The organism is Rhodococcus sp. NPDC059968, from assembly GCF_042738615.1.
Classification (GTDB): domain Bacteria; phylum Actinomycetota; class Actinomycetes; order Mycobacteriales; family Mycobacteriaceae; genus Rhodococcus_F.
Genome location: NZ_JBHWUE010000043.1, coordinates 45,510 through 59,391 on the forward strand (window position 1 = coordinate 45,510; position 13,882 = coordinate 59,391).

Consider the following 13,882-nt stretch of genomic DNA (forward strand, 5'->3'; position numbering starts at 1 on the left):
GACGAGCGGTTGCCCATGATCATTGTAGCCGGAGAACGCCCCACAACCGGTTACGCATGGCAAACATCACTGGCCGACGCACTAGGCTGTGGCGCCATGGAGCCCAACACGCCTGCATCCTCTGATTCCACCATTCCCGCTGATCACCCCGGCGTCAGTGAACTCTTCGCGGTCCTCGCGTACGGCGAGATCTCCGCGTTCTACCGGCTGTCCGAGGACGCGCAGATGGCGCGGACCCTGCAGGGCAAAGTGGCGCTCGCGAGCATGGCCGCCGCCGAGATGGGCCACTTCGAGATGCTCGAGACGGCGCTGACAGCGCGCGGGTTTGACATCTTCGAAGCGATGGATCCGTTCGTTCGCGCCCTGGACAACTACCACGCGTCCACCACCCCGTCGACGTGGCTCGAGGCGCTGGTGAAGGCGTACGTCGGCGACGGGATCGCCGCCGACTTCTACCGTGAGATCGGGCACTCGCTGCCCGCCGAGGTCTCGCGGACGGTCGAGGAGGTGCTTTCGCAGACCGGCCACTCGGAGTTCGTCGTCCACGAGGTGCAGCAGGCGATCAAGGCCAGTAACCGCGACAAGGACCGCCTCATGCTGTGGGGCAGGCGACTGCTCGGCGAGGCCATCACCCAGGCACAGTTCGTCCTGGCGCAGCGGGAGGCGTTGACCGAACTCGTCATCTCCGCGTCCGGCGACCTCAACGGCGTCGTCGCACTGTTCGACCGCATGCAGGAGATGCACGCAGAACGCATGGCCGTGCTGGGCCTGGTGTGACGGCACCGCCGCCGCACCTGGTGTGACGGCACCGCCGCCGTGCCTGGTGTAGCAGGCGTGTTCGCTCAGGGCACAGCCCACAGACGCGCACCGGTGGCGGCCGCTGCATTAGCCTGGCCTGGACAGCTGATGTTTCTCGGAGAGTTCGGAGGTTGACCGTGGAGGTCAAGATCGGTGTAATCGACAGCCCGCGTGAGCTCATCGTCAGCAGCGAGCAGACCCCGGACGAGGTCGAGACATTGGTCTCGGACGCCCTCACCGGTGGCGACGGGATCTTGTCTCTGCAGGACGACAAGGGACGCAAGTACCTCGTGCAGTCCAGCAAGATCGCCTACGTGGAGATCGGCCCGTCCGATATCCGCAAGGTCGGATTCGCTCCGACCAAGTGAACACATGAGAAAGGGCCCGCAGTCGACTCGACTGCGGGCCCTTTCTCATGCACGGTGTCAGCGCTGTTCGGGATGCAGCGGCACGCGGGACAGACCGCCCCACGCGAGCGTGACCGTCGTGTCGACCGCTTCTTCCTTCGGGATCGGGCGCGCCGCCTCGAGCCAGTACCGCGCGGTGAACTGGCTGGCGCCGACGAGGCCGACAGCGAGGATGCGGGCGCGGTAGGGGTCGAGACCGGAGTCGTGGCTGACGAGGTCGAACACGGCGTCCACGCACGCCTCGGTGGCCTGCTCGACGCGGCTCTGCACCTGCGGCTCACCCATGAGGTCCGACTCGAACACGAGCCGGAAGCCCTGCGAGTCGTTGTCGACGAAGTCGAAGAACGCCTGCACCGCGGCGCGGACACGCTGCTTGTTGTCCGTCGTCGAGCGCAGCGCCTGCCGGACGCCGGATATCAGGCTGTCGACATAGCTCTGCAGCACGGCCACGTACAGCTCGAGCTTGCCTGGGAAGTGCTGGTAGAGGACGGGCTTGCTCACACCGGCGCACTCGGCGATCTCATCCATACCGGCAGCGTGGTATCCGCGTGTGACGAAGACCTCGCTGGCTGCGGCGAGTAGCTGCAGTCGCCGGGCGTCACGGGGGAGTCGCGTGCTGCGACGAGCCCCGGTGCCCTTTCCGGGGGTGGCATCGCGATCGGAGTTCGTCCGATCCGCGAGTTCAGTCATAGCGCTTCCAATCTGCACAAGTATTCCGCGTCACATTCTGTGTAACCCTGTGAACGATACCCGCGCGTAGTGAACCGTTCATGGTGGACTCGCTGGACTCGCCCGGTCAAGGATATTGCCTGACCGGTAACTGGGGCCCTGCAGGGGTCGGGGACACCTGGTGATCCGGGTAGCCGCGACGTTGCGGATCGTATCCGCGTGACACGCCGAATGACCTGCGGACGGTGCGCTGGGACGAGGCGGTGCCGGACTGTGAGATTCTGGGCTGCGTGACTGACCGAGGAGGACCGCGTGTTCGCGGCCGGGCTCCCCAGAGCTCCGAGGACGGGGAGCGACGATCGCGCAGCATCGACCAGCGTGACGTCCGTCCCCGCGCTTCGCAGTCGGCACCGGGGGCGCAGTCGCATCAACCACTCCGCGCGCAGTGGGACCCGACCAGCCGCGAAGTCGGCAGACCCCGGAACCCGCGCCCAGAGCGGCAGGCGAGGAAGCAGAGCCGCATCGGCCGGTTCGTCTCCACCTACGGCTGGCGGGCCTACGCGATCCCGATCCTGCTGGTGGTCTCCGTTCTCGTCGTGGTCGACGCGGTCCGGGACACCGGTGGCAGCGAGACGACGGCCGAGACCGACACCCCCGGATTCGGCACCCTCACCCGGGACACCGACGGTTCGAGCGTCATCGGGATCCCGCCGGAGGCCGACGGAAACTTCGCCGCCGAACTTCCCTCGGGCGCGCTGCCCGAGGGAGGACCGTTCACGGCGGTGGGCGCAGGCACCTGGCACGTGGTTCCCGGAAGCGGGACCAAGGTCGGGCAGGGCACCGAGCGCGAATTCACGTACAGCGTCGAGATCGAGGACGGGGTCGACACGTCCGGATTCGGCGGCGACGAGTCGTTCGGCCGGATGGTCGAACAGACGCTGTCGAATCCGAAGAGCTGGACGAAGGACCCGCGGTTCGCGTTCCGCCGCGTCGACCAGGGCGACCCCGACTTCCGGGTGTCGCTGACGTCGCAGATGACCATCCGCGAGGCGTGCGGCTACGACATCCAGCTGGAGGTGTCCTGCTACAACCCCGGCATCGATCGCGTCGTCCTCAACGAGCCGCGCTGGGTGCGGGGCGCGATCGCGTTCCAGGGCGACATCGGGTCGTACCGGCAGTACCAGATCAACCACGAGGTCGGGCACGCCATCGGCTACCAGGACCACCAGCCGTGCGAGACCGAAGGCGGCCTCGCACCGGTGATGATGCAGCAGACGTTCGGGACGGCCAACAACGACATCGCGCAGCTCGACCCTGAGGGTGTCGTCCCGATGAACGGTCTGACCTGCCATTTCAATCCGTGGCCGTTCCCGAGGGCGTGAGCGGGGGCCGCCCCGCGCGACTGCCGGCGGGAGGGGAAGAATGGACCCCGTCGGGGCGTTGAAGTCAGTGCTGCCCGACGTATCGGAAGCTGTCGCGCAATCGTCAGGAGTGGACCGTGTCGCTTGACCGTTCTGTGAAGACCACCGAGGCACTGCCGCCGCTGGTGGAACCGGACGCCGAACTTTCCCGCGACGAGGTGGCGCGGTACAGCAGGCACCTGATCATCCCGGACGTCGGCATGGCGGGGCAGAAGCGCCTGAAGAATGCGAAGGTCCTCGTCATCGGCGCGGGCGGACTCGGCTCACCCGCCCTGCTGTACCTGGCGGCGGCGGGTGTCGGGACGCTCGGCATCGTCGAGTTCGACGAGGTCGACATGTCGAACCTGCAACGACAGGTGATCCACGGCCGGTCCGACGTGGGCCGTCCCAAGGCCGAGAGTGCGCGTGACTCGATCCGCGAGATCAACGACAACGTCGACGTCCGGTTGCACGAGTTCCGGCTCGAGCCCGACAACGCCGTCGAATTATTCGAGCAGTACGACCTGATCCTCGACGGCACCGACAACTTCGCCACCCGGTACCTCGTCAACGACGCCGCCGTCCTGGCGCACAAGCCGTACGTGTGGGGCTCGATCTACCGATTCGAGGGCCAGGCGTCCGTGTTCTGGGAGGACGCGCCGAACGGTCGCGGACTCAACTACCGGGACCTGTACCCGGAGGCGCCCCCGCCGGGCATGGTCCCGTCGTGCGCCGAGGGCGGGGTGCTGGGTGTGCTCTGCGCGTCGATCGGTTCGATCATGGCCACCGAGGCGGTCAAGCTGATCACCGGCATCGGGGAATCGCTGCTCGGACGGCTGATGGTCTACGACGCGCTCGACATGACCTACCGCACCATCACGTTGCGCCGGGATCCGGCGCGGACCCCGATCACCGAACTGATCGACTACGACGCGTTCTGCGGCGTGGTGTCCGACGAGGGGCAGGCGGCGGCGGCCGGTTCGACCATCACGGCCACGGAGTTGCGCGATCTCCTCGACTCCGGCAAGGAGATCGAACTGATCGACGTACGCGAGCCGGTCGAATGGGACATCGTCCACCTGCCCGGTGCCGTGCTGATCCCGAAGGACCGCATCCTGTCGGGGGAGGCGCTGTCGGAGCTTCCGCAGAACAAGCCGATCGTGCTGCACTGCAAGACCGGGGTCCGGTCGGCGGAGGCGCTGGCCGCACTGAAGAAGGCCGGCTTCTCCGACGCCACGCATCTGCAGGGTGGCGTGATCGCGTGGGCCAAACAGGTGGACACGAGCCTGCCCGTCTACTGACCTCCGTCGCGGCGTGATTGCCCTCTCCGGGCCAGCGCGCCTTGCAGTGTCACCGGCCCACCCGGCGGTAGCGTTGAGTCCGTGAGCACAGGCCAACCCCCTCAACACGTGTGCTCCACGTTCGGCCTCCGGGAAGTCGAGCCCATCCCACTCGGTGCGGACTGGGACGGCGGGTGGCTCTGTGGAGACGTAGTCCTGTCAGCCGTCGCCGACCACGCGCGCGCCGCATGGTCCGCCAAGGTACGTGAGACGCTCGAGGTGGACGGGGTGCGGCTCGCCCGTCCCGTGCGGTCCACCGACGGCAGGTACGTGGTGTCCGGGTGGCGCGCCGACACGTTCATCGAGGGCACACCCGAACCGCGTCACGACGAGGTCGTGTCGATGTCGGGGCGGCTCCACGCCGCCACCTCGCAGCTCGACCGTCCCCGGTTCCTCGTGCAGCCCCCGGTCGCGCCGTGGGCGGAGGTCGACGTGTTCGTGGCGGCGGATCGGGCCGCCTGGGAGAAGATCCCGCTGCGCAGCGCGAAGGGTGCGGACCAGCTCGAGACGCCGTCCCCCGACGGTCGCAAGAGTCTGGAGCTGATCACCGGGCTCGCGACGCTGCGCAAGCCCGTCACGAGCCCGGACCAGCTGGTGCACGGGGACCTGTTCGGCACCGTCCTGTTCGCCGGTGCGCTCGCACCCGGGATCACCGACATCACTCCGTACTGGCGTCCCGCGTCGTGGGCGGCGGCAGTCGCGGTGGTGGATGCCATTTCCTGGGGTGGAGCCGACGAGGCCCTCATCGGCCGCTGGGAAGATCTGCCCGAATGGCCGCAAATGCTTCTGCGTGCGGTCCTGTTCAGGCTCGCCGTCCACGTGCTGCACCCCCGGTCGACCGCGGAGGCGTTTCCCGGACTCGCCCGCACGGCCGACGTGGTACGCCTCCTGCTCTAGGTGAGCAGCTCCGCGAACAGATCGCGGGCGGCCGTGGTCGCGGCGGGCTCGTCCCCGTCGATCACCGCCTGGATCAGACGCCCGTGCTCGTCGTGAAACCCCGCACCGGTCGCGTGCACGTGGCGGTCGACGGTCTGGGCGATCGAGGGCAGTAGCGAGTCGTAGAACTCCAGGTACACGGCGTTGTGACTCGCTTCGACGATCGCGCGGTGCAGGCTGATGTCCGCCGCGACGGCGGCCTCGGTGTCGGATTCGGCCCAGCAACGGGAGCGCTCGTCGAGGAGGCTTTTCAGGCGTGCGACGTCGTCCGGGGTGCGACGCCGGGCGGCGAGGGCGGCGGCGGTGACGTCGAGCGCCTGCCGCAGTTCCGTGACGTCGCGCTCGTGCGCGCCGGCGAAGTACTTGCCGAGTGTTCCCCCGACGTCGGAGGTGGCGACGACGTACGTGCCGGATCCCTGCCGCCGTTCGAGCAGTCCGGTGTGGACGAGGGCCTGTACTGCCTCGCGGACGGTGTTGCGTCCAGTTCCGGTGAGTTCGGACAGCGCGGTCTCGGTAGGGATCTTCGCGCCGACCGCCCACCGACCACTGCAGATCTCGTCGCGCAGTTGCTCGGTGACCTGTGAGATCAGACTCGAGCGGCGCACGGGTTTTCCAAAGGTCATCCTGTCATCCTATGATTTCTCTCGTGACTCTTCTACGCGGCCGCCTCCTCGTCTTCTGTGCGATCGCCATGTCTGCCCTCGTGCTGAGGCTGGCGGTCACCTCGTTCTCCCCGCTGGCCTCGCAGATCCGGGAGGACATCGGATTCTCGCCGACGGTTGTCGGGGTGTTCGGGATGGTGCCGACGGCGATGTTCGCGCTGTTCGGGCTGGGAACGCCGCTCATCGCCAAGCGGTGGGGACTGGAACGGACCGCCCTCGTCGCGATGCTGATGGCCGCGGTCGGCATGCTCACGAGAGCCCTGATGAGCGACACCTGGTCGTTGCTGGCGCTGTCGGCGCTCGCGCTGGCCGGCATGGGGATCGGCAACGTGGTGATTCCGCCGCTCGTCAAACGCTACTTCTCCGACCGGCTGGCCGTGATGAGCTCGGTGTACATCGTCGGCGTGCAGATCGGCACCATCGCGCCCGCGTTCGTGGCCGTCCCACTCGCCGAGGCATTCGGCTGGCGGTTCTCGATCGGCGTCTGGGCGCTCCTCGGCTTCGCCGCGGCCATCCCATGGATCCTTCTTCTCACCCGCGAACGCCGTCGCGCCGTGGTCTTGACGGCGCAACCGCCCGCGGACGTTCCGGCCGACCGCCCCCACGGGAAGGCCTGGCGGTCGCCCGTCGGCTGGGGAATGGCCGGCATGTTCGGGATGACGTCGATGATCACGTACTCGATGTTCACCTGGATCCCCGACATCCTGTCCGACGCGGGCGCGAGCGAGGCGTTCGGCGGCGCCATGGTGGGACTGTTCTCGTTCATGGGCCTCGTCGCGGCGTTCGGCGCCCCCACGCTGTGCGCGCGCATGCGCAACCCGTTCCCGATCGTGATCGGGTGCGCGGTCTGCTACCTCGTGTCCTTCAGCGGACTGCTGCTCGCCCCGATGAGCGCGCCCATCCTGTGGATCGTGCTGCTCGGGCTCGGGCCCAGCACGTTCCCGATGTCGCTGACACTGATCAATCTCCGCACGCGCAGCCACATCGGCTCGGCGACGCTGTCCGGTTTCACCCAAGGAGTGGGCTACGCCGTCGCGTGCCTCGGACCGTTGCTGTTCGGGGTGTTCCACGACGGCACCGGCGGGTGGACCCTGTCGTTCGGATTCTTGACGTTCGGCGTGGTGATCCTCCTCATAGCAGCGTTCCAGGCGTGCAAGCCGCGCATGCTCGAGGACAGCTGGCACGTCGATTCGGAGCCGCAGGACGCTCTTCGACACGCCTAGGAAACATGCAGGAAACCTCACATCGGCCCAGCCAAAAAGTGAGGATCAGTTGACGCCCCGGTCACCGACCGCAGCACCGCCGCAACACCGGTTTTCTACCTTTGGGTCTCCCACACAACGAGGAGGCCCGGGTGAACAAGCACTACATCGAGCACTGGGACGCGGAAGACGTCGACGCCTGGGAGGCGGGCGGCAAGGACATCGCCAAGCGGAACCTGATCTGGTCGGTAGTCGCTGAGCACGTCGGCTTCTCCGTCTGGTCGATCTGGTCCGTCATGGTGTTGTTCATGCCGACCGACATCTACGGGATCGACGCGGCGGGCAAGTTCTTCCTCGTCGCGGTCCCGACCCTCGTCGGCTCCATTCTGCGAATCCCGTACACGGTGGCGACGGCCCGCTTCGGCGGCCGCAACTGGACAGTCTTCAGTGCGCTCGTCCTGCTCGTGCCGACGCTGTTCACTCTGTACCTGATGATGAACCCCGGCGCGTCGTACACGACGTTCATCCTCGTGGCCGCCCTCGCCGGCGTCGGCGGTGGCAACTTCGCCTCGTCGATGACCAACATCAACGCGTTCTACCCGCAGCGCCTCAAGGGCTGGGCACTCGGCCTCAACGCCGGCGGCGGCAACATCGGCGTCCCGATGATCCAGGTGATCGGCCTGCTCGTGATCGCCACCCTCGGTAACACGGAACCGTGGATCGTCTGCGCCGTCTACCTGGTCTTCATTGCCGTCGCCGCGGTCGGCGCCGCCCTGTTCATGGACAACCTCGGCAACCAGAAGTCCGATCTCCGGTCGATGGCCAAGGCGCTGAAGTTCTCCGACTCGTGGGTCATCAGCTTCCTCTACATCGGCACGTTCGGATCGTTCATCGGATTCAGCTTCGCGTTCGGTCAGGTGCTGCAGATCAACTTCCTCGCCGGTGGCGCCACCCCCGCGGAGGCTGCGCTGCGCGCCGCGCAGATCGCCTTCATCGGACCGCTGCTCGGCTCCATCGCGCGACCGATGGGCGGCAAGCTCGCCGACCGCATCGGCGGCGGCAAGATCACGCTGTACACGTTCGTCGCGATGGCGCTCGCCGCCGCAGTGCTGGTAACCGCGGGGACTGTCGACGACGGCACGCCCGGCGCGGCCACGGCCGGAGTGCTGGTGGCATTCGTGTTCGGCTTCATCACCCTGATCCTGCTGGCCGGCATCGGGAACGGCTCGGTCTACAAGATGATTCCGTCGATCTTCGAGGCCAAGGCGCAGGGACTCGAAGGCGTCAGCCGGGAGGCCAAGGCGGCGTGGTCGCGGGCGATGTCCGGTGCCCTCATCGGTTTCGCGGGCGCCATCGGTGGCCTCGGCGGCGTCGGCATCAACCTGGTGCTTCGCGCGTCCTACGGCGGCACCGCGAAGTCGGCGACGATGGCGTTCTGGGTGTTCCTCGCCTTCTACGTCGCCTGCATCTTCGTCACCTGGTTCGTCTTCCTGCGCCGCCCGTCCGACACTCGTGGGCTCACCGTCTCCGATGGCGACGACGAAAAGGTGTCGGTCTCGGCGTGACCTCACGCAGTACCGCATGAACTCGAGCAATTCAGCTAGAAGGAGCGACGGCATGAGCCGCAAGTCAGCAGTGGTCATCGGACACGGAATGGTCGGACATCGATTCGTCGAGGCGTTGCGTGCGCGCGACGAGTCGGACGACTGGTCGGTGACGGTGCTCTGCGAGGAGCCCCTCCCCGCGTACGACCGGGTGGGACTGTCCTCCTACGTGGGGGCGTGGGACCCCAAGGAGCTTGCGCTCGCGGGTAACGACTACCCGGACGACGCTCTCGTCGACCTCCGGATCGGCCGCCGGGCCGTGACCATCGATCGGGAGTCCCGCAAGGTCACCACCGATTCGGGCGAGGTCGTCGCGTACGACGCTCTCGTGATGGCCACCGGTTCGTACCCGTTCGTGCCGCCGATCCCCGGGCACGACCGACCGGAGTGCTTCGTCTACCGCACGCTCGACGACCTCGACGGAATCCGGAAGCGTGCCGACGCGGCCGGCCCCGGCGCCGTCGGTGTCGTCGTCGGCGGTGGTCTGCTCGGACTCGAGGCCGCGAACGCCCTCAAGCTGATGGGCATGACACCGCATGTCGTCGAGTTCGCGCCCCGGCTGATGCCGCTGCAGGTGGACGAGGGCGGTGGGGCGCTGCTCGCCAACCTGGTCACCGACCTGGGTGTCACCGTCCACACGGGTGTCGGCACCGCAGGCATCGCCGAGGGTCCGGACGGGATCAACGTCGAACTGTCCGACGGTTCGGTGATCGAGGCCGCGCTGCTGGTGTTCTCCGCGGGTGTGCGGCCGCAGGACCAGCTGGCCCGCGACGCCGGACTCGACGTCGGCGAGCGGGGTGGGATCATCACGGACCTCGGCTGCCGCACGTCCGACGAGAACATCTACGCGGTCGGCGAGTGCGCGGCGGTGGAGGGACGGTGCTACGGCCTCGTCGCTCCCGGCTACACCACCGCGGAGATCGTCGCGGACCGGCTGCTCGGCGGGGCGGCGGAGTTCCCGGGCGCCGACCTGTCCACCAAGCTCAAGCTGATGGGTGTGGACGTCGCCAGCTTCGGCGACGCGCACGCTCAGACAGCCGGCGCCCTGGAGGTGGTCCTCAGCGACGCCGCCAAGGGCACCTACGCCAAGCTGGTCGTGTCCGACGACGCGAAGACGCTGCTCGGCGGCATCCTCGTCGGCGACGCCTCCGCGTATGCGTCGCTGCGCCCGCTCGTCGGTCGCGAGCTGCCGGGTGATCCGGCGTCGCTCATCTCGCCGGCGGGGGAGAAGCCCGGCGCCGGGTCCCTGCCCGACGACGCCGAGGTCTGCTCGTGCAACGGCGTCACCAAGGGTTCGATCTGCGGGGCCATCGCCGACGGAGCCTGCGACATCGCGCAGGTAAAGAGCTGCACCAACGCCGGCACCACGTGCGGCGGCTGCCTGCCGACCATCAAGCAGCTCCTCGCGTCGTCCGGCGTGGTGATGTCGAAGGCGCTGTGCGAGCACTTCGAGCAGTCCCGCGCCGAGCTGTTCGAGATCGTGCAGGCCACCGACACGCGCACGTTCTCCGCGCTCATCTCGAAGTACGGGAAGGGCTCGGGCTGCGACATCTGCAAGCCCGTCGTCGCGTCGATCCTGGCGTCCACCGACTCGGACCACATCCTGCACCGCAATCAGGCGGGCCTGCAGGACACGAACGACCACTTCCTGGCCAACATCCAGAAGAACGGCACCTACTCGGTGGTGCCGCGCATGCCCGGCGGCGAATGCACGCCCGACCAGCTCATCGTCATCGGCGAGGTGGCCCGCGACTTCGGCCTCTACACGAAGGTCACCGGCGGTCAGCGCATCGACCTGTTCGGCGCCCGCGTCGAGCAACTGCCCGCGATCTGGAAGCGTCTCGTCGACGCGGGCATGGAGTCGGGTCAGGCCTACGGCAAGTCGCTACGCACCGTGAAGAGCTGCGTCGGATCGACCTGGTGCCGGTACGGCGTGCAGGACTCCGTCGGTATGGCGGTCGATCTCGAAAACCGGTACCGCGGCCTGCGGTCCCCGCACAAGATCAAGTTCGGTGTCTCGGGTTGTGCCCGCGAATGCGCCGAGGCGCGCGGCAAGGACGTCGGCGTCATCGCCACCGAGAACGGCTGGAATCTGTACGTCGGCGGCAACGGCGGTCAGTCCCCGAAGCACGCCCAGCTGCTCGCCGGTGGGCTCGACGACGAGACCCTGGTCCGCTACATCGACCGGTACCTCATGTTCTACATCCGCACCGCGGATCGTCTTCAGCGCACTGCACCGTGGGTCGAGTCCCTCGAAGGCGGGCTCGACCACCTCAAGGCCGTGGTGTGCGAGGACAGCCTGGGCATCGCCGCCGACCTCGAGGCGGCCATGGCCAAGCACGTTCTGGGATACAAGGACGAGTGGGCGGGCGTGCTCGAGGACCCGGAGAAGCTGTCGCGGTTCGTGTCGTTCGTCAACGCGCCCGAGGAGGCCGATCCGACCGTCTCGTTCGACGACACGGGCGTCCGGAAGGTCCCGGTGTTGATGGGAATGCCGAAATTCGCAGCTTCTACATCGGAGTAATCCCCGCTTAACGCTGCGGAAACACCGACCACGAACGATGTATCCAAGCACGGATACACACCAGCCCGAAGGAGGACTGTGATGACCGTCGTCGACATGAACGTGCACGGTGCCAGTGGAACCAGGCGTGAGAGCGTCAAGTCAGGCCGTCTCGAATGGACGTCCGCGTGTCCGCTCAGCCAGCTGATTCCCGGTCTCGGGGTGGCGGTTCTGCTGCGGGGCGGGGAGCAGGTGGCACTGTTCCTGCTCGAGGACGGATCACTGCGCGCCGTGGGCAACATCGACCCGTTCGGGCGCGCCGCCGTGATGTCCCGCGGCCTCGTGGGTGACCGGGCCGGCGAGCCCACCGTGGCGTCGCCGCTGCTCAAGCAGGTTTTCTCGCTGGTCGACGGTCGCTGCCTCGACGACGAGTCGGTGCGGCTGCCCGTGTACGACGTGCGGGTGTGGGCCGGCGTCGTCCAGGTTCACAGCACGAACGCGTGAACGACGACGCGCCGCTGTGCGGGTTCACGATCGGGATCACGGCGTCCCGGCGCGCGGAAGAATTCGCCACGCTGCTGACGCGGCGCGGTGCCACCGTGGTGCACGCTCCGGCCATCCGCATCATCCCGTTGGCCGACGACACGGAACTCGAGCGCGTCACACGCCAGATCATCGACAATCCGCCGGAGATCGTCGTCGCGACGACGGGGATCGGCTTCCGCGGCTGGATGGAGGCCGCGGACGGCTGGGGTGAAGCGGAGGAGCTGGGCCGGGCACTGGCGTCGAGCCGCCTGCTGGCCCGCGGACCCAAGGCGAAGGGTGCGATCCGGGCCGCGGACCTGCGGGAAGAGTGGTCGCCCGCCTCGGAGTCGTCGGCGGAGGTGCTCGATCACCTGCTCGGTGAGGGCGTCGACGGCAAGCGCATCGCGGTCCAGCTGCACGGTGCCACCACGGAATGGGAGCCGGTCGCCGACTTCTGCGAGGTGCTCCGCTGCGCGGGCGCCGACGTGATCGCCGTCCCCGTCTACCGGTGGACGCCGCTCGAGGACCAGGCCCCGATGGACCGGATGATCGAACTGATCGCCTCCGGCGGGCTGGACGCGGTCAGCTTCACCAGCGCACCGGCGGTGGCCTCGCTGCTGACCCGCGCCAAGGAGACCGGAATGATCGAGATGGTGCTGCACTCGTTCCGGCACCGAGTTCTCGCGGCCTGCGTGGGGCCGGTGACCGCCGGACCGCTGCGCGAACTCGAGGTGCCGACGACGATGCCGGCGCGCTCGCGGCTGGGGGCGCTCGCCCGGCACATCGCCGACGAGCTGCCGAGACGGGCGAACAAGATCCAGACCGCCGGACACGAGCTGAGCATCCGCGGCGGCTGCGTCGTCGTCGACGGCGAGGTGCGGCAGCTGCCCCCCGCCGCGATGTCGCTGATGCGCACGCTCGGCGCCCGTCCGGGCCGGGTCGTTCCGCGGGACGAACTGCTCGCAGCGCTGCCCGGTGGCGGCGGCGACACCCACGCCGTGGAGACGGCCGTGGCGAGGCTGCGCGCGTCCCTGGGTGCACCGAAAGCCGTCCAGACGGTGGTCAAGCGGGGATACCGCCTCGCTCTCGATCCCGTCGACTGCGTCGATTCACGTGAGGAGGGACAGCAATGAACGAGACAGCACTGGTACTGGTGGCACACGGAACGCGGAGTCCCCGAGGCGTGGAGATGATCGCCGCGCTCGCCGACGCCGTCGCCGAGCAGGTCGGACCCACCCGGGTGTCCTTCGTGGACGTTCTCGGGCCGTCGCCTGCCGAGGTGCTCCGCGACATCCCCGGCCCCGCCGTCGTGGTGCCGGCGTTCCTCGCGTCGGGTTACCACGTCCACACCGATGTACCGCGGGAAGTCGCGGACAGTGGTCACCCCTCGGCGGCCGTGACCCGGGCGCTGGGACCGGACCCCGTTCTCGCGGAGGTCCTGCTGCGGCGTCTCGTCGACGCGGGCTGGCGGCCCGGCGACGCGGTCGTGCTCGCCGCGGCCGGATCGTCCGACCCGCGGGCCCTGCGTGACGTCCGGCGCGCCGCGGCGCTGCTGTCGGAACTCGTGGCGTCGCGGGTCCGGATCGGGTACGTGGCGACAGCGCAGCCGCGCGTCCCCGACGTGGTGGCCGGATTGCGTGCGGGCGGCGAGAAGCGCGTGTTCGTCGCGTCGTATCTCCTGGCCCACGGACTGTTCCACGCGCGTCTCGCCGATGCCGGAGCGGACGGAGTGGCCGAGCCGCTCGGTGTCGATCCGGCCATCGTCGACCTCGTGGCGGAGCGCTACCGCAGCGGAATTCCGGCCGCGCTGCGCACACTGTCGTTCCAGCGCTGACC

General features: G+C 68.3%; 13 protein-coding genes. 11 read left to right on the forward strand and 2 right to left on the reverse strand.

Annotation, left to right across the window (positions count from 1 at the left end; all coding sequences use genetic code 11):
- Positions 1-96 precede the first annotated feature (96 nt).
- Positions 97-777 (forward strand): ferritin-like fold-containing protein, encoded by a 681-nt coding sequence (locus ACFWAY_RS29355; RefSeq protein ID WP_037245178.1) that lies wholly within the window; start codon positions 97-99, stop codon positions 775-777.
- Positions 778-935: 158 nt separating this feature from the next.
- The gene (locus ACFWAY_RS29360; RefSeq protein ID WP_005259708.1) at positions 936-1,166 is read left to right on the forward strand and encodes a DUF3107 domain-containing protein; all 231 of its coding nucleotides are present in this window, start codon (positions 936-938) and stop codon (positions 1,164-1,166) included.
- 57 nt (positions 1,167-1,223) lie between these two features.
- Here the strand turns inward: ACFWAY_RS29360 and ACFWAY_RS29365 are convergent, their stop codons facing one another.
- Complete coding sequence (locus tag ACFWAY_RS29365; protein ID WP_005259707.1) at positions 1,224-1,895, reverse strand: TetR/AcrR family transcriptional regulator; 672 nt, start codon at positions 1,893-1,895, stop codon at positions 1,224-1,226.
- A 224-nt stretch (positions 1,896-2,119) separates the two neighbouring features.
- On the opposite strand from ACFWAY_RS29365, the gene ACFWAY_RS29370 reads away from it, so the two are divergent.
- The 3 genes from ACFWAY_RS29370 (at position 2,120) to ACFWAY_RS29380 (ending at position 5,511) form a co-directional block, all read left to right on the forward strand.
- Positions 2,120-3,256 carry a DUF3152 domain-containing protein gene (locus ACFWAY_RS29370; RefSeq protein ID WP_378456673.1) on the forward strand — a complete coding sequence of 379 codons (1,137 nt, stop codon included), beginning with the start codon at positions 2,120-2,122 and terminating at the stop codon, positions 3,254-3,256.
- Between the two features lie 134 nt (positions 3,257-3,390).
- Positions 3,391-4,575 carry an adenylyltransferase/sulfurtransferase MoeZ gene (gene moeZ / locus ACFWAY_RS29375; RefSeq protein WP_037245180.1) on the forward strand — a complete coding sequence of 395 codons (1,185 nt, stop codon included), beginning with the start codon at positions 3,391-3,393 and terminating at the stop codon, positions 4,573-4,575.
- 81 nt (positions 4,576-4,656) lie between these two features.
- Positions 4,657-5,511 (forward strand): TIGR02569 family protein, encoded by an 855-nt coding sequence (locus ACFWAY_RS29380; RefSeq protein ID WP_065490438.1) that lies wholly within the window; start codon positions 4,657-4,659, stop codon positions 5,509-5,511.
- Here the strand turns inward: ACFWAY_RS29380 and ACFWAY_RS29385 are convergent.
- Complete coding sequence (locus ACFWAY_RS29385) at positions 5,508-6,173, reverse strand: FadR/GntR family transcriptional regulator (RefSeq protein ID WP_378513039.1); 666 nt, start codon at positions 6,171-6,173, stop codon at positions 5,508-5,510. The two genes, ACFWAY_RS29380 and ACFWAY_RS29385, sit on opposite strands and share 4 nt — an antisense overlap.
- A gap of 11 nt (positions 6,174-6,184) precedes the next feature.
- Here ACFWAY_RS29385 and ACFWAY_RS29390 point away from each other — a divergent pair, with 11 nt between their 5' ends.
- The 6 genes from ACFWAY_RS29390 (at position 6,185) to ACFWAY_RS29415 (ending at position 13,880) form a co-directional block, all read left to right on the forward strand.
- Positions 6,185-7,435, forward strand: a complete 1,251-nt coding sequence (locus ACFWAY_RS29390) for a CynX/NimT family MFS transporter (RefSeq protein ID WP_378456670.1) — start codon at positions 6,185-6,187, stop codon at positions 7,433-7,435.
- Positions 7,436-7,566: 131 nt separating this feature from the next.
- Positions 7,567-8,979, forward strand: a complete 1,413-nt coding sequence (locus ACFWAY_RS29395; protein WP_378456669.1) for an MFS transporter — start codon at positions 7,567-7,569, stop codon at positions 8,977-8,979.
- Positions 8,980-9,031: 52 nt separating this feature from the next.
- Positions 9,032-11,542, forward strand: coding sequence for a nitrite reductase large subunit NirB (gene nirB / locus ACFWAY_RS29400; RefSeq protein WP_378513040.1), 2,511 nt, complete (start codon positions 9,032-9,034; stop codon positions 11,540-11,542).
- Between the two features lie 81 nt (positions 11,543-11,623).
- Complete coding sequence (gene nirD / locus ACFWAY_RS29405) at positions 11,624-12,025, forward strand: nitrite reductase small subunit NirD (protein ID WP_378513041.1); 402 nt, start codon at positions 11,624-11,626, stop codon at positions 12,023-12,025.
- Entirely contained in the window at positions 12,022-13,179 is a 1,158-nt protein-coding gene (locus ACFWAY_RS29410) for a uroporphyrinogen-III synthase (protein ID WP_378456667.1), read from the forward strand. Before nirD ends, ACFWAY_RS29410 begins: the two co-directional genes overlap by 4 nt.
- The gene (locus ACFWAY_RS29415) at positions 13,176-13,880 is read left to right on the forward strand and encodes a sirohydrochlorin chelatase (protein ID WP_378513042.1); all 705 of its coding nucleotides are present in this window, start codon (positions 13,176-13,178) and stop codon (positions 13,878-13,880) included. Before ACFWAY_RS29410 ends, ACFWAY_RS29415 begins: the two co-directional genes overlap by 4 nt.
- Positions 13,881-13,882: the final 2 nt, after the last annotated feature.

Coding starts and splice junctions, on each gene's coding strand:
- nirD (WP_378513041.1), top strand. CDS start 11,624: ATGACCGTCGTCGACATGAACGTGCACGGTGCCAGTGGAACCAGGCGT.
- nirB (WP_378513040.1), top strand. CDS start 9,032: ATGAGCCGCAAGTCAGCAGTGGTCATCGGACACGGAATGGTCGGACAT.
- ACFWAY_RS29390 (WP_378456670.1), top strand. CDS start 6,185: ATGATTTCTCTCGTGACTCTTCTACGCGGCCGCCTCCTCGTCTTCTGT.
- ACFWAY_RS29415 (WP_378513042.1), top strand. CDS start 13,176: ATGAACGAGACAGCACTGGTACTGGTGGCACACGGAACGCGGAGTCCC.
- ACFWAY_RS29365 (WP_005259707.1), bottom strand. CDS start 1,895: ATGACTGAACTCGCGGATCGGACGAACTCCGATCGCGATGCCACCCCC.
- ACFWAY_RS29355 (WP_037245178.1), top strand. CDS start 97: ATGGAGCCCAACACGCCTGCATCCTCTGATTCCACCATTCCCGCTGAT.
- ACFWAY_RS29385 (WP_378513039.1), bottom strand. CDS start 6,173: ATGACCTTTGGAAAACCCGTGCGCCGCTCGAGTCTGATCTCACAGGTC.